The sequence below is a fragment of the Streptomyces sp. NBC_01426 genome (assembly GCF_036231985.1).
Classification (GTDB): Bacteria; Actinomycetota; Actinomycetes; order Streptomycetales; family Streptomycetaceae; genus Streptomyces.
In genome coordinates this window covers 4051479-4073718 of record NZ_CP109500.1, presented here as the reverse complement: position 1 = coordinate 4073718, position 22240 = coordinate 4051479, and the positions used below count along the sequence as shown (strand labels likewise).

Here is a 22240-nt window from a genome sequence, read left to right as displayed (position 1 = left end):
GACCGGGACCACCCGGACCGCCGGGACGCCTAGCCCGACGCCCGGCCGGCCACCCGGTCGGGCTTGTGGCTGTCCCGGGCGGTGAGCTGTCCCTGTACGTAGGCGTCCGACCCGGTGCTGTACGGGCCGCCGTGGTCGAGGAGGAGGTCGGTGAGGCGCTGCCACTCCGCGACCGCCGCCCGGGTCGGGGCGTCGGCCCGCGACAGGTCGCCGGCCGACTTCAGGGCGGCCTCCAGGGCTGCGGCGGCCTCGTGGTGGGCCATACCCTCCGCCTTGGTACGGACCCGGTCGCGGGCCGCGACCTCCCCGGCCGAGGGTTCGTGCGGCTCCAGGGCCGCCTCGATCACGGCCTCGGTGTCCCGCGCGTCCTCGGCCGCCGCCCCGGCGCCCCCGGCGCCGTCCCGACCGCTCTCGTTGCCGTCCGCTTCCAGCACGCCACGCCCGCTTCCCGTCGTACCCGGTACCACCGATGCGCCTCTACCCCGAAGGAGACGGACTACCGCCCCATCCGGCGGTCCTTGAGCGCGGGGAACTGCTCGCGGGTCTCGGCGACCTTCGCCGGGTCGAGGTCCACCGTGAGCACGTCCTCGCCGGTTCCCGCCTCCGCCAGGACCTCGCCCCACGGGTCCACGACCAGGCTGTGCCCGGCCTGCTCGACGCCCGCGTGGGTGCCGGTCAGCCCGCACGCCAGGACGTACGACTGGTCCTCGACGGCCCGCGCCCGGTTCAGCAGCGTCCAGTGGGAGCGGCGCCGGGCCGGCCACCCGGCGACCACGACCATCGTCGTCGCCCCGGCGTCGACCAGGCCCCGGAACAGCTCCGGGAAGCGCAGGTCGTAGCAGGTGGCGATGCCGAGGTTCTGCTCCGGCAGGGCGACCGTGGTCAGGGAGTCGCCGGGGGACATCAGCACCGCCTCGCCCTGGTCGAAGCCGAAGCGGTGGATCTTGCGGTAGGTCGCGGCCAGCTCGCCCGCCGGGGAGATGACGAGGGCGGTGTTGTAGAGCGAGCCGTCGCCCGCGCGTTCCACCAGCGAGCCCGCGTGCAGCCAGACCCCCGCGTCGCGCGCGGCCTTGGACATCGCCTCGTAGGTGGGGCCGTCGATCGGCTCGGCCTCGGTCTCGAACTGCTCGTAGGCGAACGCCCCGACCGTCCACAGTTCGGGCAGCACGACGAGGTCGGAGCCGCTCTGCTCCCGTACGAGTTCGGCCACCCGCGTCCGCCGGGAGGACACCGACTCCCCGTCGTTCACCGCGATTTGGATCAATGAGGCGCGCACACTACCACCGTCCTGGACTTGTAGCCCTCAACTCGGGCCTACGATCGTCACACGAAAGCACTGCCGGGGTGCTCACCGGCAGCGTAGTTTTGGGAATAGTCCACAACGCGCCACTGAACAGCACGCGAGGGGTCCCGTTGACCGTCCATCCCAGCCTTCAGCCCTACGCCGACGCGTGGACCCATTCCATCGAGGCGATATCCGAGCTGGTCCTTCCCCTGCCCGAGGGGGAGTGGAACCGGGCGACCCCGTGCCCCGGCTGGTCCGTCCGTGACGTGGTGTCACACGTCATCGGCATCGAGTGCGAGCAGCTCGGCGACCCCCGGCCGATCCACACGCTGCCGCGGGATCTGCGGCACGTGGTGGACGAGTTCACCCGGTACATGGAGGTGCAGGTTGACGTGCGGCGCCACCACACCGCGCCGGAGATGACCTCGGAGCTGGAGTACACGGTCATCCGTCGGGCACGGCAGCTGCGCAACGAGAAGCGGGACCCGGCCACGATGGTGCGCGGGCCGCTGGGCGAGCAGGTGACGCTGGAGCTGGCGTTGCGGCTGCGGGCGTACGACGTGTGGATGCACGAGCAGGACCTGCGAGCGGCGTTGGGCGCGCCGGGCAACTGGGACTCGCCGGGCGCGTACGTGGCACGGGACATGCTGCTGGCCGGGCTGCCGAAGGTGGTGGCGAAGAAGGCGGGGGCGCCCGCGAACTCCGCCGTGGTGCTGGACGTGCACGGCGCGCTGGAGTTCATGCGGACGGTACGGGTGGACGCGGCGGGGCAGGGGACCCTGGACAAGTCGCCGTCGCTGGGGCCGGCCGTGACGCTGACGATGGACTGGGAGACGTACGTCCGTCTCGCGGGGGGCCGGGTACGGCCGCGCGCGGTCGCCGACCGCGTGAAGATCGAGGGCGACCCCGACCTCGCGGACGCCATCCTGGCGCACTTCTCCGTGACCCCGTGACGCGTGACCCCGTGACGCGCGGCGCCGCGACCCCCTGACGCGCGGCGCCGTGCCCCCCCCTGACGCGTGGCGCCGTGACCCCGTGACGCGGTGACCCCGTGCTCCCAGGACCCCCGCCCCGGGCAGGTTCAGGCCGACGCGGACGCCGGGGCGACGGGACCGGAGGGGTGTGACGGGTCGGGCTCGCCGGACGGCGCCGGGACGACGGGCCGACGGTCGTGGGCACGTTCCCGTTCGCGGGCCAGCGCCCGCCCCCGCAGGCGGAGGATCTGGGTGATGCCCAGCACCTCCAGGAAGAACACCGACGAGAAGGCGATCCGGTAGTTGTCGCCGGTGGCGTCGAGCAGGACGCCGACCGCGAGCAGGGTGGTCATCGAGGCGAGGAAGCCGCCCATGTTGGTGATCCCGGAGGCCGTTCCCTGCCGTTCGGCCGGGTTCGCCGGACGGGCGAAGTCGAAGCCGATCATCGAAGCCGGTCCGCAGGTGCCGAGCACCACGCACAGGACGACCAGCAGCCACATCGGGGCCCGGTCGCCCGGGTACACCAGGACCGCCGCCCACAGCAGGGCCGTCACCCCCACCGTGCCCAGGGCCAGCGGGATCCGCGCGGACTGGCGGCGCCCGACGAGCTGGCCGTAGAGCAGCCCGAAGCCCATGTTCGCGGCGACGACGAGGGTGAGCAGTCCGCCGGCGGTGGTCCGCGACAGCCCCTGCGCCTCGACCAGGAACGGCATGCCCCACAGCAGCAGGAACACCATCGCCGGGAACTGGGTGGTGAAGTGCACCCACAGGCCGAGCCGGGTGCCGGGTTCCCGCCAGGACGCGGCGATCTGGCGGCGTACGAACCCGCCCGCGCCCGGCGTCCCGGAGGCGCTCACCGGGGCGGGCGCGTGGCCGTCGGGGTGGTCCCGCAGGAACAGCGTCAACGGGACCAGCACGATCAGCCCGGCCACCGCGCTGCCCGCGAAGGCGGGCACCCAGCCGACGCCGTGCAGCACGGGTGCGAGCACCAGCGTGGAGACCAGGTTGCCGGCCATGCCGACCAGCCCGGCCAGTTGCGCCATCAGGGGGCCGCGCCGGGCCGGGAACCAGCGGGTGCCGAGCCGCAACACGGAGATGAACGTCATGGCGTCACCGCAGCCGAGCAGGGCGCGCGCGGCCAGTGCCATCCCGTAGGAGGGGGAGAGGGCGAAGCCGATCTGTCCGGCGGTGAACAGCACCGCGCCGAGCGTCAGCACCTTCTTGGTGCCGAGCCGGTCCACCATCAGGCCGACGGGTATCTGCATGCCCGCGTACACCAGCAGTTGGAGCAGCGAGAACGTCGAGAGCGCCGACGCGTTGACGTGGAAGCGGTCCGCGGCTTCGAGTCCGGCGACGCCCAGGCTGGTACGGAAGATGACCGCGACGAAGTAGACGGCGACGCCGATCGACCAGACGGCCAGGGCCTTCCGCCCGCCGGGCGGGTCAAGGGGCGGGGCGGTCCGCGGGGCGGGCACGGGGGCGCTCATCGGACGTCCCCCCGCACCAGCGCCTCGACGCGGCCCACGTGTGCCCGTACGGCGTCGGCCGCCGCCCCCGCGTCCCCGGAGCGCAACGCGTCCAGGATCTCGGTGTGTTCGACGAGGGTGCGCTCCACCCGCTCGGGGTGGGCGTGCAACAGGGCGACGCCCATGCGCAGTTGGCGGTCGCGGAGCTGGTCGTAGAGCCGACACAGGATCTGGTTGCCGGCGTGGCGCACGATCTCGGCGTGGAAGCCCCGGTCCGCGGCCATCAGCGCGACCAGGTCGCCCTCGGCGGCGTGCCGGCGCTGCTCCTCGATGAGCGCGGCGAGCCGGTCCAGCAGGGCGGGCGGCGCGGGCACGGCCTTGCGGGCGGTGAACTCCTCGACCAGCAGCCGGGTTTCGATGACGTCCGCGATCTCCTGCACGGAGACCGGCAGCACCAGCGCGCCCTTCTTCGGGTACAGCTTCAGCAGCCCCTCGGTCTCCAGCCGCAGCAGCGCCTCGCGGACCGGGGTGCGGGACACGCCGACGGCCTCGGCGACCTCGCCCTCGGTGAGGAGGACGCCGCCTTCGAAGCGGCGGTCCAGGACCCCCTGTTTGACGTGTCGGTAGACCCGGTCGGCGGCGGTCACGGCGGTGGCGGCGGATGGCATGCGCACAGGATAGATACATGAAGCGTGCAACGACCTTCCCCGTCCACCATCCGGACACGACATCCGGACATCGCATCCGAACGTCGAAGGAGGGATCGCGCGGGGTGGGGACGAGACGACGGCCCCGGCGCTGCATCGAAGGATGTACCCCGGCTTCGTTCACCCGCAGGACGTGCGCCGCCCCGGCCGCCGAGACGCTGGAGTCATGTCCGAGACCCTGCTCGCACCGCCGGTGACGACGACCCGGCTCCCCCTCCTCGACGTCCTGCGCGGAGCCGCGATCCTCGGCACGCTCATGACCAACGTGTGGATCTTCGCCTCGCCGGGCTCCGAATGGGGTGTCGTCCAAGGCGGCCTGGGAGCCCCCGACGTCCTCACGGACCCCACCCCCGCCCACCTCGCCGAGGCGCTCTTCCGCTTCCTCGCCGACGGCAAGTTCCTGGCCCTGCTGACGGTCCTGTTCGGCGTGGGCCTGGCCATCCAGTACGACTCCGCCGCGCGCCGGGGCGCCCCCTGGCCGGGCCGGTACGGGCGCCGGGCCGCCTTCCTCTTCCTCGAAGGGACCCTGCACTTCCTGCTGATCTTCGCCTGGGACGTGCTGATGGGCTACGCCGTCACCGCGCTCCTCGTCGCCTGGCTGCTCGCCCGCTCCGAGAGGGTCCGGCGGCGCGCGATGTGGGTGGCCGGCGGGACGCACCTGGCGTTGATCACCCTGGTGACGGTCGCCTCCGCGGCCGGACCCGAGGGCACCCCGAAGGGTCCCGACCCGGACACGGTGGCGCTGTACGCCGACGGCACCTGGGCGGAACAGATCGCCTTCCGCCTCCAGCACGCGGCGATCCTGCGCATCGAGCCCGTCTTCAGCTTCGGTCTGCTCGTGTCCCTCTTCCTGCTGGGCGTCCGCCTGCACCGCGCGGGCGCGTTCGCCCCGACCGCCGACGGGCGGCGGATCCGGGGTCGGATGGCCGCCTGGGGAATGGGTCTCGGCATGCCCGCGGGGATCGCGGCCGCGCTCGGCGGCGACGCGTACTTCGTCCTGGGCCGCTACGCGATCGCCCCGCTCATCGCGGTCGGCTACATGGGGCTGATCGGGATCGCCCTGGACCGCCTGCGGGTTCCCGCGGTGGTGACCGGCGCCCTCGGTTCGGTCGGTCGCACCGCCCTGTCCTGCTACGTCGCCCAGAACCTGCTGTGCGTCCTGCTCTGCTACGGCCTCGGCCTGGGCCTCGCCGGGCGCCTCGCGGGCACCGGCCCCTGGTGGGTGATGGGGCTGTGGGCAGGCGTCGCCCTCACCCTGATGGCCGGTTCCGCCCTGTGGCTGCGCCGCTTCGAGCGGGGCCCGCTCGAAGCGGTACAACACTGGGCCCTCAAGCCCCGCCCGTCCCGCCCCGGCGGTCGCTGACCTCCACCTCCAGCAGGAACTCGTCGTACGGGGCCTCCTGCGGGTACGGCGGCCGGACCTGGGCGAACCGCACCCGCGCCCGGCCGCCCGCGCCGAGCCCCCGCACCAGGTACACGCGCTCCACCGCCGCCCCCGGCAGCGGTGGGGCCGCCCCGGGCCCCGGCCCGACCGGTTCCGTCACCGAGACGGTGTCCGCGTCGCCGCCGACCTGCCAGCTCCACACGTACCCGCGTGCCCCGCGCCCGGTCAGCCGCAGCTCGTACGTCTCGCCCGGCGCGAGCACGATGCTCCGTACCTCCATCCGCGCGGCCCCTCTCAGACCGGGCCGATCACCGGCCCCTCGTGCCAGCCCGCGCCGTCGCGCCAGTAGTGCTGGAGGAGGCGGTCGGTGCGCAGGACGATGACTTCCAGGTTGAACCCGAAACTGCCCTGGAGCATCCCGGTGACGGCCAGCGCGTCGTGCCCGAAGACCGCGCCGCGGGTCCAGGCGGCCCCCGCGGCGTTCCCCCGCCACCAGTGCTCGACCCGGCCGCCCTCGGCGACGACGCACAACTCGTAGTTCCCCGCGGTGTCCTCGTCGACGGCCCCGTACTGGCCCTCGATCAGGCACGGCGCGGAGACGATCCCGCTGCCGAAGACCTCGCCGGCGCGCCAGACGAAGCCGTTGGGGTCGTCGCGCCACCACAGCTGCATCCGGCCGTCGTCGCGGGCCGCGACCAGGTCGAGGTGCCGGCCGCGGGTCTGGACCAGCGCCGGACCGTAGTGGGCGATGCCGGAGGCGAAGCGACCGCCGTCGTTCCAGGTCCAGGGCGCGCCGTTGATGCGCCACCAGTGGTTCAGCCGGCCGTCGGCGGTCCGGACGACCACCTCGAAGTTGCCCGGCTTGCCGTAGTCGCTCTGGATGAACGCGGGCGTCGAGCCGACCGCCGCGTCGCCCGGGCCGAAGGCGCCGCCGTCGCGCCAGGCGCCGCCGGACTGCTCGTAGTACCAGTGGCGGAGCCGGCCGCCCGTGGTGACGTGCAGGGACTCCATGTTCCGGTTGTAGGTGGTGCCGGTGAAGGCGGGCTGGCCCGAGGCGTCCCCGGCGAAGGTGCCGGCCCGGGACCAGGCGAAGGGTGCCTCCCCCTCGCGCCACCAGTGCCGCAGGGCGCCCGCGCCGGTGTCGGCGAGGAGCTCGAAGTTGCGGTGGGCGCGGCCGTTGCCGCTCTCGTACACGTTGCCGGTGTGCAGGCGGCGCTTGCTCCACGGGTCGATGTTGGTGTCGCGCAGCCCGCACTTGGCCCAGTGGTCGATGTCGACCTCGCCGTAGGCGATGCGGCCGTAGCCGCCGACGTGGTAGCCGGTCCCCCAGGAGTTCTTGAACAGCCAGCAGCCGGCCGCGTCGTCGTAGCCGACGATCAACACGCAGTGTCCGCCCGCGAGTCGGTCGCTGGTGCGGTGGTACACGCCCGCGCCGAGCCCGAAGAAGTCGTCGTACACGTCGAAGCAGGCCGTCAGCGGGCCGACGGTGTCCAGCCACACCTTCTGCTGTTCCGTGTCGCCCAGGCGCACGTACTCGGTGACGCGCACCGTGCGCCCCGAACGGTCCCAACTGGGCGTGTACTCGGCCCCCCAGGCCTCGCGCCGCTCGACGGGCAGGCCGGGCGGGGGCGTGGAGTAGGGCCAGCAGTCCGGGTCCGCGAGCCCGCCGTGGGTCGTGATCCAGTCCAGGGCGGTCTCCGGGTCGGAGCCCTGCCCGCAGGTGCACTTCAGCCCGTCGTGCACGTCCCCCTCCGACCGCTCCGCCCACACGTCGTGCTCGATCCGGGCCATCGACTCCACCAGCCCGGCCGCCCCGAAGGCCCAGCACGACCCGCAGGGGTTCTGGTCCTTCACCTTCGTGAGCCAGGGCCACCCCCACCGGCTCCGCCAGTCCACGGCGGCCGGCCGGGCCCCCGCCGGCGACCTCCCGGACCCGGGCAGCAGGCCGTGCGCGGCCCTGCGCCGGGTGAGGTGCGGATTGCCGCTGGCCCGCCCGATCAGCCCCCGCAGATCGACGGTCCCCACCTCCTCGGCGGAGGTCAGGTTCGCCCCCGGCTCCAGGCCCAGCGCGGCGCGCGGCACACGCTCCGCGTCGGCCAGGTGCTCGGTCACCGACCAGCGTGCCCCCCGTTCCGCGAGCCGCGCCCGCAACTCCCCCGCCGTCCGGACATACTCCTGCGGCATACCGGCCCCCCAGTGTGCGATCGCCCGTACGGATGCGAGCGAGACCCGGGAGCGTCCCCCTGCCGGCGGGGGGCGTCAAGGGGGTCCGCGAGGTCGCGCGGTGGCACGGGGGTCGTACGCCCCGGGAGGCGGGCGCGGGGGTGCGGACGACAGGGCCTAGGGTTTCCGCATGGGGACCTGGACCGCGCCGAGCGTCATCGAACGAGAGTTGCACGAGGCGAGGGCCGCGGGGAACTGGCCGGGCCTCCTCGACGTGCTGGCGCGGGCCCGCCTCCTCGTCCCGCAGTCCCGTGCGTTCCTCGACGCCCATCCCACCCAGGTCCGGCCCGAGCGGACCTGGTTCCCGCAGGTCCAGGCGCACGCCTACATCGCCTTCACCGAGGGCATGCTGCCCGTGCCCGGCCCCGACCCGGTCTTCGACATCGCGAGCCTCGACTGGTTCGCCGACTGCTATCCGTCGGGCGCGGTCCCCTATCTGGCCGTCAACCCGGGCACTCCCTTCGAGGTGTTCCTGCCGATGTCGCCCGCGCACGCCGCGAGTTGGAAGTTCCATGTGGAGCGGCGCCCGCGCGACTACACCGGGCTGGAACGCGACAAGGTCCACGCCCTCCACCTCGGCGGCCCCCTGCGCGGGCCCGTCGCCTTCGGGCTGGCCTGCGGCGCGCACCTGTCGGTGCGCTCCGGGACGTTCTGGAACGCGCTCGCCTACCACGGTCAGGGCTACTCGCTGGAGCGGGAGAAGCTCCGGGAGTCCTGGGGGGTCACCACCCGCGAGGAGTGGCTGGGCATGACCGAGCGGCTGTTGACCGCCGACGTGGTCAGCCCGGTGTGGGAGTTCGCGCTGCGCGTGCGCGTCGCCCTGGCCAAGGAGTTCGCCGGGCCGGTGGACGTCGAGCACTGGCGCCACGCCACCGCCTCCACCCTGCGGGCCAACGCGGAGCGGGCCGCCGAGCCGCGCCTGACCCCGGACGGGGTGACCGTCGCACGCCCCCGGCCCACCGCCGAGGTGGAGGGGGAGATCGCGGGCCTCCAGCGGGTCATCGGGCGGATCGCCCGCTACGAGCAGCGCTTCCGGGCCGACGGGGTGCTGGGCGGGGGCGCGTACGTGCGTTCCGTCGAGGCGTGGGACTTCGGGCGGGCCTCCCAGATGGCGCGCTGGGGTCTGGGCGCCCGCTTCGGGAGCCTGGAGGAGACCGAGCGGGCCGTCGTCCGGGCGGGGAAGGCCTGCCGGCTGGCGTACCGCTCGTGGGAGGAGCTGTCCGCCGGGTTCGTCCTGGGGCGGTGCATGCAGTTCGACGAGGAGGAGTTCGGCCACTGGTACGCGGACATGGTCACCGTGCACCGGGAGTTGACGAACGATCCGGGCAGCCCCTGGGTGAACCTGCCGTGGGGCTGAGCGGGAACCTCGGTCAATCGGATCGTCGTACGCGAACCGAGCCGCGCGCGAGGGGTCCCCGACTAGGCTCGCGCGCATGACTGTTGAGCTGAACGACACCGTGCGGGGGCTGCTGGACGCGCCGCATCCCGCCGTCCTCACGACCATCAACCCCGATGGCGGACCGCAGAGTTCGGTCGTCTGGGTGTCCCGCGACGGCGACGAGCTGTTGGTCTCCACCGAGCGGGGCCGGCGCAAGGAGCGCAACCTGGTCCGCGACGAGCGGGTCGGCCTGACCGTCTTCGACCTCGCGAACCCCTTCCTGTACGCCGAGATCCGCGGCACCGCCTCGGTGACCGAGGACACCGGTCGGGCCGTGGCGGCCCGGATCGCCGAGGAGTACCTGGGCCCGGGCGGCGGCAAGGAGTACGTGGAGGCCCCCGCCGAACAGGTGCGGGTGGTCCTGCGCATCACCCCGACGAAGGTGCTCGGCAACGCCGCCAAGGCCGCCGGCTAGACGTTCGCCGGTCGACAGGACCTAGGGCAGCAGGCCCCGGACCGCCGTCCAGGCGTCGACGACCTCCGCGAGGGGGTCGTCGGCCGCCAGGTGGTCGCGGACCAGGGTCGCCCAGGGCACCAGGTTCTTGATCCGCCGCAGGTGCAGGATGCGCTCGCGCGGCAGGTCCCGCCAGTCCCGCGCCTCGGCCGCCGCCCGCGCCGGGGTCAGGTCGATCAGCGCGAGCACGTCCCGGCACAGGGCCGCCGGGTCGCCGCCGCGGCCGGGCCCGAACTCCCGGATCAGGTAGCCCCGTACGGCCGCCGTCTCGGCCCCGCGCGTCAGGTCGTCGGGCCCGCCCGCCCGCAGGATCGCGGCCAGCGCCACCCGCCCCCACCGCATCCGCGCCGCGTCGGGCAGCGCCCGGTCGCGCATGCGGGCGACGGCGATGCCGCGCAGGGTCTCGGGGTGGGGTTCGTCGAGCAGGGGTGGATCGGTGGCCAGCCAGGCCTCCAGTTCGTCCAGCGAATGGCCGTCCGGCGGTACGTACGTCAGCACCTGCCCGCGGCTGAGCAGCGCGACCACCGCCCCGGTGAGGTGGACCCGCGCCACGTGCCCGGCGTCGAAGAAGCCGACGGTCCGCCCGTACCGCTCTATCCGCCGCAGCCCGAGCCGCAGGTCCCCGACGGCGTAGACCTGCCCGGCGCGCGCGACCCCGCCGATGCAGCGGACGACACACACCCCGCCGGTCACGTCGGCCCGCTCGACGGAGTACACCTGCAGTTCGGCGATGGGCACCCGGCCCCCTTTCCCCGGCGGGAGGCTACCCGGTGGCGGGGCGGACCCGCGACGGCCGATGGCCGGGCTCCCGCGAGGGGGACCCGGCCATCGGCGCGTACGACGGTGCTGCGACCGCTACGACCAGGTGAGGAGTCGGCGGGGGTGTTCCAGGACCGCCGCGATGTCGGCCAGGAAGCGGGAACCGAGTTCGCCGTCGATCAGGCGGTGGTCGAACGACAGCGCCAGGGTGGTGACGTGGCGCGGCTTGACCTTGCCCTTGTGGACCCACGGCTGGAGCTTGATCGCGCCGATGGCGAGGATCGCGGATTCGCCGGGGTTCAGGATGGGCGTGCCGGTGTCGACGCCGAAGACGCCGACGTTGGTGAGGGTGAGCGTGCCGTTCTGCATGTCCGCCGGGGACGTCTTGCCGTCCCGGGCGGTGCCGACCAGGGCCGACAGGGCCTCGGACAGTTCGCGCAGCGACTTGGTGTGGGCGTCCTTGATGTTCGGGACGATCAGCCCGCGCGGGGTGGCCGCCGCGATGCCCAGGTTGACGTAGTGCTTGAGCACGATCTCCTGGGCCGCCTCGTCCCAGGACGCGTTGACGTCCGGGTTCCGGCGGATCGCGACGAGGACGGCCCTGGCGATCAGGAGCAGCGGGTTGATCCGCAGACCGGCGAGGTCCGGGTCGTCCTTGAGCTCCTGGACCAGCTTCATCGTCCGGGTCACGTCGAAGGTGATGAACTCGGTGACGTGCGGCGCGGTGAAGGCGGAGCCGACCATGGCCTGGGCGGTGACCTTGCGAACGCCCTTGACCGGGATCCGGGTCTCACGCGCGGCCGGATCGACCGGCGTCCGGACGACCGCCTCGGCCGCCACCGGGGCGGGGGCCTGGGCCTGGACGGCGGCCGGCGCCGTGACCTGCGCGGTCTGCGGGGCGATCGCCGCGGCGGCCGCCGCGTGGACGTCCTCCCGGGTCACGACCCCGCCGTCACCGGTGGGGATCACCAGGGCCAGGTCGATGCCGAGGTCCTTGGCGAGCTTGCGCACCGGCGGCTTCGCCAGCGGACGCTCGGAACCGGCGGGCGCGGCGTGTGCCGAGCCGTTCTGCGCGGGAACCACGGGAGCCGGCACGACGGCCGGTACGACCGCCGGCGCGACGGCCGAGCCGTTGCGCGCGGCCACGGAGGCGGCCGGAGCGGCGCCCGCCTCGGCCGCGCCCTTGCGGGGGCGGCGCTTGGTGGAGGCCGTGGACACGCCGTAGCCGACCAGGACCGGCTGACGGACCTCGGCGACGGGCTCCTCGGCTGCGGCCGGGGCCGCCACGGCCGCCGGGGCGGCGGCCTCGGGGGCCGCCTCCGCCGGACCGGTCCGCACCGAGATGATCACCTGGCCGACGTCGACCGTGACGCCTTCCTCGAAGAGCAGGGCGTGGACCACGCCGTCGAACGGGATCGGCAGCTCGACGGCCGCCTTCGCCGTCTCGACCTCGCAGACGACCTGACCGTCGGCGACGGTGTCGCCCGGCTGGACGTACCACTTGAGGATCTCGGCCTCGGTGAGGCCCTCGCCCACGTCGGGCATCTTGAATTCACGGATCGTCACAGGGCTCTCCTCAGTACGCCAGCGAGCGGTCGACGGCGTCGAGCACCCTGTCCAGGCCCGGCAGGTACTCGTCCTCCAGGCGGGCCGGCGGGTACGGCGCGTGGAATCCGCCCACGCGCAGCACCGGCGCCTCCAGGTGGTAGAAGCACCGCTCCGTGATGCGGGCGGCGATCTCCGAGCCCACGCCGAGGAACACCGGCGCCTCGTGGACGACCACGAGCCGGCGGGTCCGCTCCACCGAGGCCTGCAGTCCGTCGAAGTCGATCGGGGACATCGAGCGCAGGTCCACGACCTCGACCGACTTGCCCTCCTCGGCGGCGGCGGCCGCCGCCTCCAGGCAGACCTTCACCATGGGGCCGTAGGCCGCCAGGGTGATGTCCGTGCCCTCGCGCGCCACCCGGGACCCGTGCAGGGCGTCCGGGATGGCCTCGACGTCGACCTCGCCCTTGTCCCAGTAGCGCCGCTTCGGCTCGAAGAAGATCACCGGGTCGTCGCTGAGGATGGCCTGCTGGAGCATCCAGTAGGCGTCGCTCGCGTTCGAGGGCGAGACCACCTTCAGGCCGGGGACGTGCGCGAACAGCGTCTCCGGGGACTCGCTGTGGTGCTCGACCGCGCCGATGCCGCCCGCGTACGGGATGCGGATGACGACCGGCATCTTGATCTTGCCGAGCGACCGCGCGTGCATCTTCGCGAGCTGCGTGACGATCTGGTCGTACGCCGGGAAGACGAACCCGTCGAACTGGATCTCGACGACCGGCCGGTAGCCGCGCAGGGCCAGGCCGATCGCGGTGCCGACGATGCCCGACTCGGCGAGCGGGGTGTCGATGACCCGCTCCTCGCCGAAGTCCTTCTGGAGACCGTCGGTGATGCGGAAGACGCCGCCGAGCTTGCCGACGTCCTCACCCATGATCAGGACCTTGGGGTCCGTCTCCAGGGCCTTGCGCAGCGAATCGTTGAGCGCCTTCGCGATGGTCAGCTTCTGAACGGCCATGGCGGTCACTCCCCACCTTCGAAGGACGCGAGGTACGCGGCGAACTGGGCGCGCTCCTCGTCGACGAGCGCGTGCCCGTCCGCGTAGACGTTCTCGAAGATCGCCATCGTGTCCGGGTCGGGCATGGCGCGCACGACCTCGCGCACCCGCTTGCCCAGGGTCTCGCTCTCGACTTCCAGCTGCTCGAAGAACGCCTCGTCGGCGCCGCCCGTGGCGAGGAGGTGGGCCTTCAGGCGCAGGATCGGGTCCTTCGCCTCCCAGGCCGCGGTCTCCTCGTCGCGCCGGTACTTCGTCGGGTCGTCGGAGGTGGTGTGCGCGCCCATGCGGTAGGTGAACGCCTCGACGAGGGTCGGGCCCTCTCCGCGGCGGGCCCGCTCCAGCGCCCACCGGGTGACCGCGAGGCAGGCCAGGACGTCGTTGCCGTCCACCCGGACGCCCGGGAAGCCGAAGCCCTGGGCGCGCTGGTAGAGCGGTACGCGCATCTGGCGCTCGGTCGGCTCGGAGATCGCCCACTGGTTGTTCTGGCAGAAGAACACCACGGGGGAGTTGTAGACGGCCGAGAAGGTGAACGCCTCGGCCACGTCGCCCTGGCTGGACGCGCCGTCGCCGAAGTAGGCGATGACGGCCGAGTCGGCGCCGTCCTTGGCCACACCCATGGCGTAACCGGTCGCGTGCAGGGTCTGCGAGCCGATGACGATCGTGTACAGGTGGAAGTTGTTGATCTTCGGGTCCCAGCCACCGTGGTTCACACCGCGGAACATGCCGAGCAGGTTGGTCGGGTCGACCCCACGACACCAGGCCACACCGTGTTCACGGTAGGTCGGGAAGACGTAGTCGTCGTCGCGCAGCGCGCGCCCGGAACCGATCTGCGCGGCCTCCTGGCCGAGCAGCGAGGCCCACAGGCCCAGCTCGCCCTGACGCTGCAGGGCGGTCGCCTCGCCGTCGAAACGGCGGGTGAGGACCATGTCGCGGTACAGGTCGCGCAGGTCGTCGGTGGTGATGTCGGCGACGAAAGGAGCGAACTCGGCGATGTCGGGGTTGTCCGCGACCTCGACCCGTTCTCCCTCGGGCGTCAGCAGTTGTACGAGCTGAGGCTCGGCGTCGTGCGGCTGTGCGGTGGCAGCGGCGGTCTTGCGGGCGCCGGCTGCGCCTGCCGCCCGCTTGGTGCCACTGCTGCGTCGCGGCTTGCGCGCGGCAGTGCTCTCCACGGTCACGTGTGCTCCTCCGTCGGTCCGGCACCCGGGTTCTCCGGGGTCCAGTGCGGCTCACCTGTATCTGTACCCGCGCACGGGGTGGGTGCGCGGAACGTACGGGATTCAGGCGTGACAGGTGCCCCGGCGAGTGCCCTGCGCAATGCACGTTACCCAGTGCCCCGCATAACTGCGAAACCCCGTTTGACCTGCGATTTTGCTTGGATATCCAAGTAAATCGGCGACTTCGGGAACAACCACTGGTCACAGCCTTGCAGGGGGCCGGAACAACGGCACGTTATCCCGGGTAACTCCGGCAGGGAAGGGGTTCAAGGGTGATCCCTGATGGAGGAACGCCGCGGCCCCGGACGGGCGGACCCGGTCGTGAACCCTCCACACCGGCAATCGCACACAAAGACGAACGCCGGGAAGGGCGGGAACGAGGCGAACGGCTTCACCGGACGAAAACGGCGAGTATGTGAACGAGTGTGTGAAGATGAGTTTGTGCGCGAAGACGGAAAAATCAAGGTATTTCTCCTGGACGACCACGAGGTGGTACGTCGGGGCGTCCATGAACTCTTGTCGGTCGAAGACGACATCGAGATCGTCGGGGAAGCCGGTACGGCCGCCGACGCACTCGTCCGCATTCCCGCCACCCGTCCCGACGTGGCGGTCCTCGACGTCCGCCTCCCGGACGGCAGCGGCGTGGAGGTCTGCCGCGAGGTGCGCTCCGGGAACGAGGACATCAAGTGCCTGATGCTGACCTCGTTCGCCGACGACGAGGCACTGTTCGACGCGATCATGGCGGGCGCCTCGGGCTACGTCCTCAAGGCGATCCGCGGGAATGAGCTGCTCAGCGCCGTCCGCGACGTCGCGGCCGGCAAGTCCCTGCTGGACCCGGTGGCGACCGCCCGGGTGCTGGAGCGCCTGCGCGACGGCAAGAACGGCAAGGGCGACGACCGGCTCTCCAACCTCACCGAGCAGGAGCGCAAGATCCTCGACCTGATCGGCGAGGGTCTGACCAACCGCGTCATCGGCGAGCGCCTGCACCTGGCGGAGAAGACGATCAAGAACTACGTCTCCAGCCTGCTGTCGAAGCTCGGCATGGAGCGCCGCTCCCAGGCCGCCGCCTACGTGGCCCGCCTCCAGGCCGAAAAGCGCGCCTAGTCCGGCCGAAAAGGGGTGGCAGCCCCGTCGATTCGGGACCAACGTCCCTGATCAACGGGGCGGGATCCCCTTTCCCGACCGGGTGTCGGAGGCGGAGAGTGGAGTGCATGTCCCCTGAGGAACTCCACGCCATCGAACTGCTGCGCCGGGTGCCGTACGGCCGAGTGGCCACCAGCATGCGCGCGCTGCCCTTCCTCGCGCTCGCCCGCCACATCGTGGTGGACGGCAGGGTCGTGCTGAGAATGCACGCCGGGTTCGGCCACCACCAGGCCTGCAACGGCAGCGTGGTCTCCTACGGCGCGGACAACTTCAATTCCGGGGACCGGCGCCTGTGGTCGGTTCAGTTCACCGGCACCGCGGAACTCGTCGAACCGACCAACGCCGAACTGGAACTCTTCGGTCCCGGTCCGCATTTCGTCGACGGCGCCCTTTTCGACCCCGTCTACATGCGCATCGAACCGCAACTCGTCACCGTGCACACCCTGGCCGGGAGCCACGCGCGCGACCGGGAGTACCAACACGCGCTCTGAACGGACGGCGCGCGCCGCGGACAGAGGGTACGGGGAGGGCCCGTCGGAATCGCTTCCGACGGGCCCTTCCCGTACATGACGGATCTCGCGGCCTGGCCTTTACTGCCCGGCGCCCTCGCCACCCTCGTCCCCACCGGCGCCTCCCGGGCCTCCGGTCTCGGGCGGCGGTTCCGTCACCGGCTTCGTCGGGGTCGACGGCTTGGACGGCGACGGCTCGTTGCTCTCCGACGGCTTCGTCGAGTGCGACGGCGACGACGAGGGCGAGTTCGACGGCGGGGTGTAGCTCGGAGAGGTCCTGCCGCGGCTCGGCGAAGGCTTGTACGTCTCCTCGTCCTCGCTGTCGTCCGTGCGCGGGGAGTCCGGGGACTGCGCCGAGGGGGAGTCCGCCGGCGTCTCCGCGGAGCTGGCCGGGGTCTTCGGCGAACTCTGCGAGGTGCCGGGGGACTTCTTCTCGTTGCCCGAACCGCCGCCGCCCACGGTCTTCACCGCGTACGCGACGCCACCGGCGATGGCCAGCACCGCGAGCAGCGCGAAGACCACCATCTTCCAGCGGCCTCCGCCGGCGCCCTGGCCGCCGTGACCGCCCTGGCCGGCGTGACCGTTGCCGTTCCTGCCGTTGCCGTATCCGCCGCCGCCCGGGAAGGCCGACCCGTCGTCGGGGTTGAGCGGGGGCACCATCGGCTGCTGGAACTGCGAGGTCGTGGCGTGCTGGGGGTACTGCTGTCCGCCCGGCCCGCCCTGCGGCATCGCCGTGGTGGGGTTCGACCCGGGCTGGCCGTTTGGCAGCGCCATGGTGACGGGGCCGGTGTTCCAGGTGCCGGTGTTCGGCCCCTGGTCGTGGAGCATCTGGAGCGCGTACTGGACGAGCCCGCGCATCTCCTCGGCCGACTGGAAGCGGTCGTCCGGGTCCTTGGCCAGCGAGCGCATGACCAGGCCGTCGAGCTCCTGCGGGATGTGGTGCCCCTCCGGCAGCTGCGACGGCGGGATCGGCGCGTCCTGGACGTGCTGGTAGACCACCGACAGCGGCGTCTCGCCCGTGAAGGGGGGCCGCAGCGCGAGGAGTTCGTACAGCAGACAACCGGTGGCGTACAGGTCGCTTCGGTGGTCCACGGCCTTGCCGAGGGCCTGTTCGGGCGACAGGTACTGCGGGGTGCCCATGACCATGCCGGTCTGGGTCATCGTCGACTGCACGCCGTGCAGGGCGCGGGCGATGCCGAAGTCCATCACCTTCACCGCGCCGGTGTCGGTGATGATCACGTTGGCCGGCTTGATGTCGCGGTGCACGATGCCGTGCTGGTGCGAGTAGGCCAGGGCCTCCAGCACACCCGCGACGATGATGAGCGCCTGATCGGGGCCCGGGGCCTCGGCGCTGATCAGCAGTTCGCGGATGGTGCGGCCCTCGACCAGCTCCATCACGATGTAGGGAACGACGTTCGGGCCGACCCGGTCCTCGCCCGAGTCGTACACGGCGACGACCGCGTGGTGGTTCAGCCCGGCGACCGACTGTGCCTCGCGCGTGAAGCGGGCCTTGGAGACGGGGTCCTCGGCGAGGTCGGCGCGCAGCAGCTTCACGGCGACGGTGCGGCCCAGCCGGACGTCCTCGGCGGCGAACACCTCCGCCATGCCACCGCGGCCCAGGCGGTGGGTCAGCCGGTAACGGCCTTCGCCCACCAGGCCGCCTGCGCCCCAATGCTCAGGATCCTCGGCCATCCCGGCGCCGTTTCCCTCGGGTTCGGGTGCCATCAGTCCTCGCCGTCGTCTCTCTCGGGCCGCAACTCAGCGGTGTCCTCTTGGGGTGCTGCCACGAACGCTACAGCCTCGGAACCGTTCACCGTTCGGACAATGGCTCGCGGTGGCCTTGTGGTCACGGAACGGGCACCTGGCTTGACGTGTGCTTGCCCTCCGGCAGACTGGCTGCCACATGCGCTCTGCCAGACGCGTCAGGACACCGCCCGAGGGGAAGCAACAGTCATGAGCCAGGACGGCACACAGGGCCGGTACGCAGGCGGCTCCCTGGCCGGTGGCCGTTACCAGCTAAGGGACTTGCTCGGCGAAGGCGGCATGGCGTCCGTCTACCTCGCGTACGACTCGGCCCTCGACCGACAGGTCGCCATCAAGACGCTGCACAGCGAATTGGGGCGCGAAGCGTCCTTCCGCGAGCGGTTCCGCCGCGAGGCGCAGGCTGTAGCGAAACTGTCGCACACGAACATCGTCTCGGTATTCGATACCGGCGAGGGCGAGCTCGACGGCGCGCTGATGCCGTACATCGTCATGGAGTACGTCGAGGGGCAGCCGCTCGGCTCCGCGCTCCAGACGGACATCGCGCAGTACGGCGCGATGCCGGCCGACAAGGCGCTCAAGGTCACCTCCGATGTGCTCGCGGCGCTCGAAACCAGCCACGAGATGGGTCTGGTCCACCGCGACATCAAGCCCGGCAACGTGATGATGACCAGGCGCGGCGTGGTCAAGGTCATGGACTTCGGCATCGCCCGCGCCATGCAGTCGGGCGTCACGTCGATGACGCAGACCGGAATGGTCGTCGGCACCCCGCAGTACCTGTCGCCCGAGCAGGCGCTCGGCCGCGGTGTGGACGCCCGGTCCGACCTCTACTCCGTCGGCATCATGCTGTTCCAGCTGCTGACGGGGCGGCTCCCCTTCGACGCGGACTCGCCGCTGGCCATCGCGTACGCCCATGTGCAGGAGGAGCCGCCGGCGCCGTCCTCCATCAACCGGTCGGTGACGCCGGCGATGGACGCGCTGGTGGCGCGGGCCCTGAAGAAGAACCCGAACGAGCGCTTCCCGACGGCCGCGGCCATGCGCGACGAGATCGACCGCGTGATGGCGGCCGGTCGGACGGTGGCCCCGGCGATCGTGCCGGGTGCGCCCTCGGGCGGCAGCGGCGCGGGTGTGAGCTCGGCCGTGTTCCCGCCGGTGGACTCCGGGTTCCAGGCGCCGCCGCAGTCGATGCAGCAGCCGTACCAGCCGCCGCACACCCCGGCGCCGTCCCCGTACGCGCCGCAGACGCAGGCGCAGGGCGGATACGCGTACCCGCCCCAGCAACAGCACGCGCACCAGTACGCCCCGCAGACCCCGCCGCCGTTCACCATCTCGCCGAACCCTGCCCCCGCGGGCGCGGGCGGCGGGTCGAAGAAGAACACGGGCGTGATCGTGGGCTCGATCGTGGTGGCGCTGGTGGCCATCGGCGGGCTGATCGCCGTGCTCAACCTGGGCGGCGACGACAAGGACAAGGACGTCGCGACGCCGTCCTCCTCGACCTCGGCGTCCGGTTCCACGCGCCCGGGCTACCGGGGGCCGGACCTCTCGCGGACGATCGACGTGGAGAAGTGCAAGAGCCCGACGAAGGCCTATGACGACGCCAAGAAGGTCAACGCCCCCGACTTCCGGTACAAGAACATCCGCTCGGTGAAGGACTGCATCCAGGCCGCGGGCTGGAAGATCAAGGAAGAGCCCCGGGACGAGGCCGTCTACGGCGACGGCACCGTGGTCGACCAGTTGCCCTCCGCCGGCGACAAGATCGACCCGAAGGACACCACCTTCACCCTCCGCGTCTCCACCGGAAACCCGGAGTAGGGCGGAGCAGGCCGAAGGACGAGCGGGCTCCGGGCGGCGGTCACCGATCGCCGCCCGGTCCCGCTCCTCCTCTTTTCACCCCTCCTCTTTCTGGTGTCATTCGCGCCCTTCGCGCTCTTTCGTGGAAGCGGCATCTCGTACACGGTGTACGAGATGCCGCTTTTGTCCGTTTATGCAAACCTGAGCGCGTGACTCACGCCCGCGCACCGCGCTGGACGGCCGGCGCCGCATTGGCGGCCGCCGGGCTGCTGGTCGCGGCGCCGGCGCACGCCCAGGGCGCCGCCTCCGCGGCCCCGGCCGCCCGCTCCCTCGCCCGCGCGTTCGTCCCCGCCCTCGCCGCCGCGACCACGGCCATCCATCCGGCGTCGGTCGTACCCGAAGAGGCCTACGAGGAACTGGCCGGCAGCGCCGCCGGCTCCGGCCGGGAACGGCCCGGACGTCCCGTGGCCGAGCCGGCCAGCCCCCTGACGGTGTCGATCGGCCGCCCCCTGCGACCGGAGCGGCCCGCACGACCGGAGCGGCCCGGACTGCCCGAACGGCCCGAACGGCCCGGCCTGCCGGAGCGACCCGGCCTCCCCGAGCACCCGGGGCTGCCGGACGCTGCGGCGGAGCGCCCGGGTTCGGCGGAGCGGCCCGCGCGACCCGAGCGGCCGGGACTGCGGGAGCGGCCGGAGCTCGGGGAGCGGCAGCGGCCTCCTCGGGCGCACGAACGGCCGCAGGCCTCGGGGGTACCGGAGCCCTCCCGCCGCGAGTCGATCGCGAAGCCGACGCCCGAACCGACCGGCAGCTCCGCGGTCGAGGCGATGGGCACCGGGCCCAACGAGCGGGCCGCCGATCTGGCGGCCCACCTGCTGCCGCTCGGCACCGGGTTCGCCCTGATGGGACTGGGTCTGGGCTTCATGGGCGTACGGCTGCGCCGAGGGCGCTGACCGCCCGCCCGAGCGGCACCCGGGACGGACATCGACCCGCGCGTCCCCCCTGCGGAGTACATCCACAGACGGTTGCGCGCCGGTACATACCCGGTATACATACTGAGTATGTCGATCCGTCACGGGCTTCTCGCCCTGCTCGAAAGGGGTCCTCGGTACGGCTCTCAGCTGCGTACCGAGTTCGAATCCCGCACCGGGTCCACCTGGCCCCTCAACGTCGGGCAGGTGTACACCACCCTCGCCCGACTGGAGCGCGACGGGCTCGTCGCGCCCGGCGGCGAGGACCCCGCCGGGCACACCCTGTACGCCATCACCGACACCGGCCGCGCCGAGCTCCACGAGTGGTACGAGCGGCCCGTGGACCGCGCCAACCCGCCCCGGGACGAACTGTCCATCAAGCTCGCCATGGCCGTCGGCGCCCCCGGCGTGGACATCCGCTCCGTCATCCAGTCCCAGCGGCACGCCACGATCAAGGCGATGCAGGACTACACCCGGCTCAAGGCGCAGGCGCTCACCGCGATCGACAGCGGCACCTCCCACGAACGCGACGACATCGCCTGGCTGCTGGTGCTGGAACAGCTGATCTTCCAGACCGAGGCCGAGGCCCGCTGGCTCGACCACTGCGAAGCCCGGCTCGTCCGGCTCTCCCTGCCGGCCGACCGGAGAGCCGTACCCGATCCGCCCCAGGCCGCACCGACCGCTCCCGGCGCCGAAGCGACGACCGCCACCGCGGCCGCCGGCGCCACCACCGACCTCCCCTCCACCGCCCGCACGCGGCGGAGTTGAACGAACCGTCCCAGGGGGACCCTTCCATGCCTGACCAGCAGTCACAGAACGCCGTACTCCAGCTGGACAAACTCGTCCGCACGCACGGCAGCGGCGCCACGGAGGTGCACGCCCTGCGCGGCATCGACCTCGCCGTGTACCCGGGCGAACTCGTCGCCGTCATGGGCCCGTCGGGGTCCGGCAAGTCCACCCTGCTCACCCTCGCCGGCGGACTCGACACCCCCAGCAGCGGCCGGGTGATCGTGGAGGGCACCGACATCACCACCGCGAGCCGCAAGCAGCTCGCCGCGCTGCGCCGCCGCAGCATCGGCTACGTCTTCCAGGACTACAACCTGATCCCGGCCCTCACCGCGGCCGAGAACGTGGCGCTGCCCCGCGAACTCGACGGGATATCGGCCCGCAAGGCACGGGCCTCCGCCTTGGCGGCGCTGGAGGAAATGGGCCTGGCGCAGCTCGCCGACCGCTTCCCCGACGAGATGTCCGGCGGACAGCAGCAGCGCGTGGCCATCGCCCGCGCCCTCGTCGGCGACCGCCGCCTGGTCCTCGCCGACGAGCCCACCGGCGCACTCGACTCGGAGACCGGGGAATCCGTGCTGGCCCTGCTGCGCTCGCGCTGCGACGCGGGGGCGGCCGGGATCCTGGTCACCCACGAGCCGCGGTTCGCCGCATGGGCGGACCGGGTGGTCTTCCTGCGCGACGGCAGCGTCGTCGACGAGACCCTGCGCAGCCACGCCGACTCCCTGCTCTCCGGGCGGGCGGCCGGCCTGTGACCACCCCGCTCCACTCCTGGTACCACTCCT

At 72.4% G+C, this 22240-nt stretch carries 21 protein-coding genes; 10 read left to right on the top strand and 11 right to left on the bottom strand.

The window, feature by feature from the left end:
• Positions 1-29: 29 nt before the first annotated feature.
• Together OG906_RS18040 and OG906_RS18035 are read right to left on the bottom strand one after the other, a co-directional pair.
• A complete protein-coding gene (locus OG906_RS18040; RefSeq protein WP_329444065.1) occupies positions 30-434 on the bottom strand; it encodes a hypothetical protein in 405 nt (134 codons plus the stop codon).
• 62 nt (positions 435-496) lie between these two features.
• Positions 497-1276 (bottom strand): carbon-nitrogen family hydrolase, encoded by a 780-nt coding sequence (locus tag OG906_RS18035; protein ID WP_267797406.1) that lies wholly within the window; start codon positions 1274-1276, stop codon positions 497-499.
• 137 nt (positions 1277-1413) lie between these two features.
• Here OG906_RS18035 and OG906_RS18030 point away from each other — a divergent pair, with 137 nt between their 5' ends.
• Positions 1414-2238, top strand: a complete 825-nt coding sequence (locus tag OG906_RS18030) for a maleylpyruvate isomerase family mycothiol-dependent enzyme (RefSeq protein WP_267797407.1) — start codon at positions 1414-1416, stop codon at positions 2236-2238.
• A gap of 128 nt (positions 2239-2366) precedes the next feature.
• Here the strand turns inward: OG906_RS18030 and OG906_RS18025 are convergent, their stop codons facing one another.
• The gene (locus OG906_RS18025; protein ID WP_329444063.1) at positions 2367-3746 is read right to left on the bottom strand and encodes an MFS transporter; all 1380 of its coding nucleotides are present in this window, start codon (positions 3744-3746) and stop codon (positions 2367-2369) included.
• Positions 3743-4393: a GntR family transcriptional regulator gene (locus OG906_RS18020; protein ID WP_329444061.1), complete on the bottom strand. Its 651-nt coding sequence runs from the start codon at positions 4391-4393 to the stop codon at positions 3743-3745. The genes OG906_RS18025 and OG906_RS18020 overlap by 4 nt, the downstream gene beginning before the upstream one ends.
• A 205-nt stretch (positions 4394-4598) precedes the next feature.
• On the opposite strand from OG906_RS18020, the gene OG906_RS18015 reads away from it, so the two are divergent.
• On the top strand, positions 4599-5795 hold the full coding sequence (locus tag OG906_RS18015) for a DUF418 domain-containing protein (RefSeq protein ID WP_329444059.1): 1197 nt from the start codon (positions 4599-4601) through the stop codon (positions 5793-5795).
• On the opposite strand, the gene OG906_RS18010 is transcribed toward OG906_RS18015, so the two are convergent.
• Together OG906_RS18010 and OG906_RS18005 are read right to left on the bottom strand one after the other, a co-directional pair.
• A complete protein-coding gene (locus tag OG906_RS18010) occupies positions 5761-6096 on the bottom strand; it encodes a protease inhibitor I42 family protein (RefSeq protein WP_329444057.1) in 336 nt (111 codons plus the stop codon). The genes OG906_RS18015 and OG906_RS18010 overlap by 35 nt on opposite strands.
• A gap of 14 nt (positions 6097-6110) precedes the next feature.
• The gene (locus OG906_RS18005; protein WP_329444055.1) at positions 6111-8000 is read right to left on the bottom strand and encodes a C1 family peptidase; all 1890 of its coding nucleotides are present in this window, start codon (positions 7998-8000) and stop codon (positions 6111-6113) included.
• 169 nt (positions 8001-8169) lie between these two features.
• Between OG906_RS18005 and OG906_RS18000 the strand changes: the two genes are divergently transcribed.
• Together OG906_RS18000 and OG906_RS17995 are read left to right on the top strand one after the other, a co-directional pair.
• Positions 8170-9396, top strand: coding sequence for a DUF1266 domain-containing protein (locus tag OG906_RS18000; protein WP_329444054.1), 1227 nt, complete (start codon positions 8170-8172; stop codon positions 9394-9396).
• A 76-nt stretch (positions 9397-9472) separates the two neighbouring features.
• Entirely contained in the window at positions 9473-9892 is a 420-nt protein-coding gene (locus OG906_RS17995; RefSeq protein ID WP_267797414.1) for a PPOX class F420-dependent oxidoreductase, read from the top strand.
• 21 nt (positions 9893-9913) lie between these two features.
• On the opposite strand, the gene OG906_RS17990 is transcribed toward OG906_RS17995, so the two are convergent.
• The 4 genes from OG906_RS17990 to pdhA all read right to left on the bottom strand — a co-directional run bounded on the left by OG906_RS17990 (position 9914) and on the right by pdhA (position 14461).
• The gene (locus OG906_RS17990) at positions 9914-10669 is read right to left on the bottom strand and encodes a hypothetical protein (protein ID WP_329444051.1); all 756 of its coding nucleotides are present in this window, start codon (positions 10667-10669) and stop codon (positions 9914-9916) included.
• A gap of 117 nt (positions 10670-10786) precedes the next feature.
• A complete protein-coding gene (locus OG906_RS17985) occupies positions 10787-12235 on the bottom strand; it encodes a dihydrolipoamide acetyltransferase family protein (protein ID WP_329448057.1) in 1449 nt (482 codons plus the stop codon).
• Positions 12236-12266: 31 nt separating this feature from the next.
• Positions 12267-13247, bottom strand: coding sequence for an alpha-ketoacid dehydrogenase subunit beta (locus tag OG906_RS17980; RefSeq protein WP_053675762.1), 981 nt, complete (start codon positions 13245-13247; stop codon positions 12267-12269).
• Between the two features lie 5 nt (positions 13248-13252).
• The gene (gene pdhA, locus OG906_RS17975; RefSeq protein ID WP_267801844.1) at positions 13253-14461 is read right to left on the bottom strand and encodes a pyruvate dehydrogenase (acetyl-transferring) E1 component subunit alpha; all 1209 of its coding nucleotides are present in this window, start codon (positions 14459-14461) and stop codon (positions 13253-13255) included.
• A gap of 480 nt (positions 14462-14941) precedes the next feature.
• On the opposite strand from pdhA, the gene OG906_RS17970 reads away from it, so the two are divergent.
• Together OG906_RS17970 and OG906_RS17965 are read left to right on the top strand one after the other, a co-directional pair.
• A complete protein-coding gene (locus OG906_RS17970) occupies positions 14942-15604 on the top strand; it encodes a response regulator (protein WP_281210540.1) in 663 nt (220 codons plus the stop codon).
• Between the two features lie 107 nt (positions 15605-15711).
• Positions 15712-16134 (top strand): pyridoxamine 5'-phosphate oxidase family protein, encoded by a 423-nt coding sequence (locus tag OG906_RS17965; RefSeq protein ID WP_267801847.1) that lies wholly within the window; start codon positions 15712-15714, stop codon positions 16132-16134.
• A gap of 99 nt (positions 16135-16233) precedes the next feature.
• On the opposite strand, the gene OG906_RS17960 is transcribed toward OG906_RS17965, so the two are convergent.
• The gene (locus tag OG906_RS17960) at positions 16234-17877 is read right to left on the bottom strand and encodes a protein kinase domain-containing protein (RefSeq protein WP_329444044.1); all 1644 of its coding nucleotides are present in this window, start codon (positions 17875-17877) and stop codon (positions 16234-16236) included.
• Positions 17878-18105: 228 nt separating this feature from the next.
• Between OG906_RS17960 and OG906_RS17955 the strand changes: the two genes are divergently transcribed.
• The 4 genes from OG906_RS17955 to OG906_RS17940 all read left to right on the top strand — a co-directional run bounded on the left by OG906_RS17955 (position 18106) and on the right by OG906_RS17940 (position 22210).
• Positions 18106-19725 (top strand): protein kinase domain-containing protein, encoded by a 1620-nt coding sequence (locus OG906_RS17955; RefSeq protein ID WP_329444041.1) that lies wholly within the window; start codon positions 18106-18108, stop codon positions 19723-19725.
• Positions 19726-19913: 188 nt separating this feature from the next.
• Positions 19914-20654: a hypothetical protein gene (locus OG906_RS17950; protein WP_329444038.1), complete on the top strand. Its 741-nt coding sequence runs from the start codon at positions 19914-19916 to the stop codon at positions 20652-20654.
• A gap of 108 nt (positions 20655-20762) precedes the next feature.
• Entirely contained in the window at positions 20763-21440 is a 678-nt protein-coding gene (locus tag OG906_RS17945; RefSeq protein WP_329444033.1) for a PadR family transcriptional regulator, read from the top strand.
• A gap of 26 nt (positions 21441-21466) precedes the next feature.
• Positions 21467-22210: an ABC transporter ATP-binding protein gene (locus OG906_RS17940; protein ID WP_267801855.1), complete on the top strand. Its 744-nt coding sequence runs from the start codon at positions 21467-21469 to the stop codon at positions 22208-22210.
• Positions 22211-22240 lie beyond the last annotated feature (30 nt).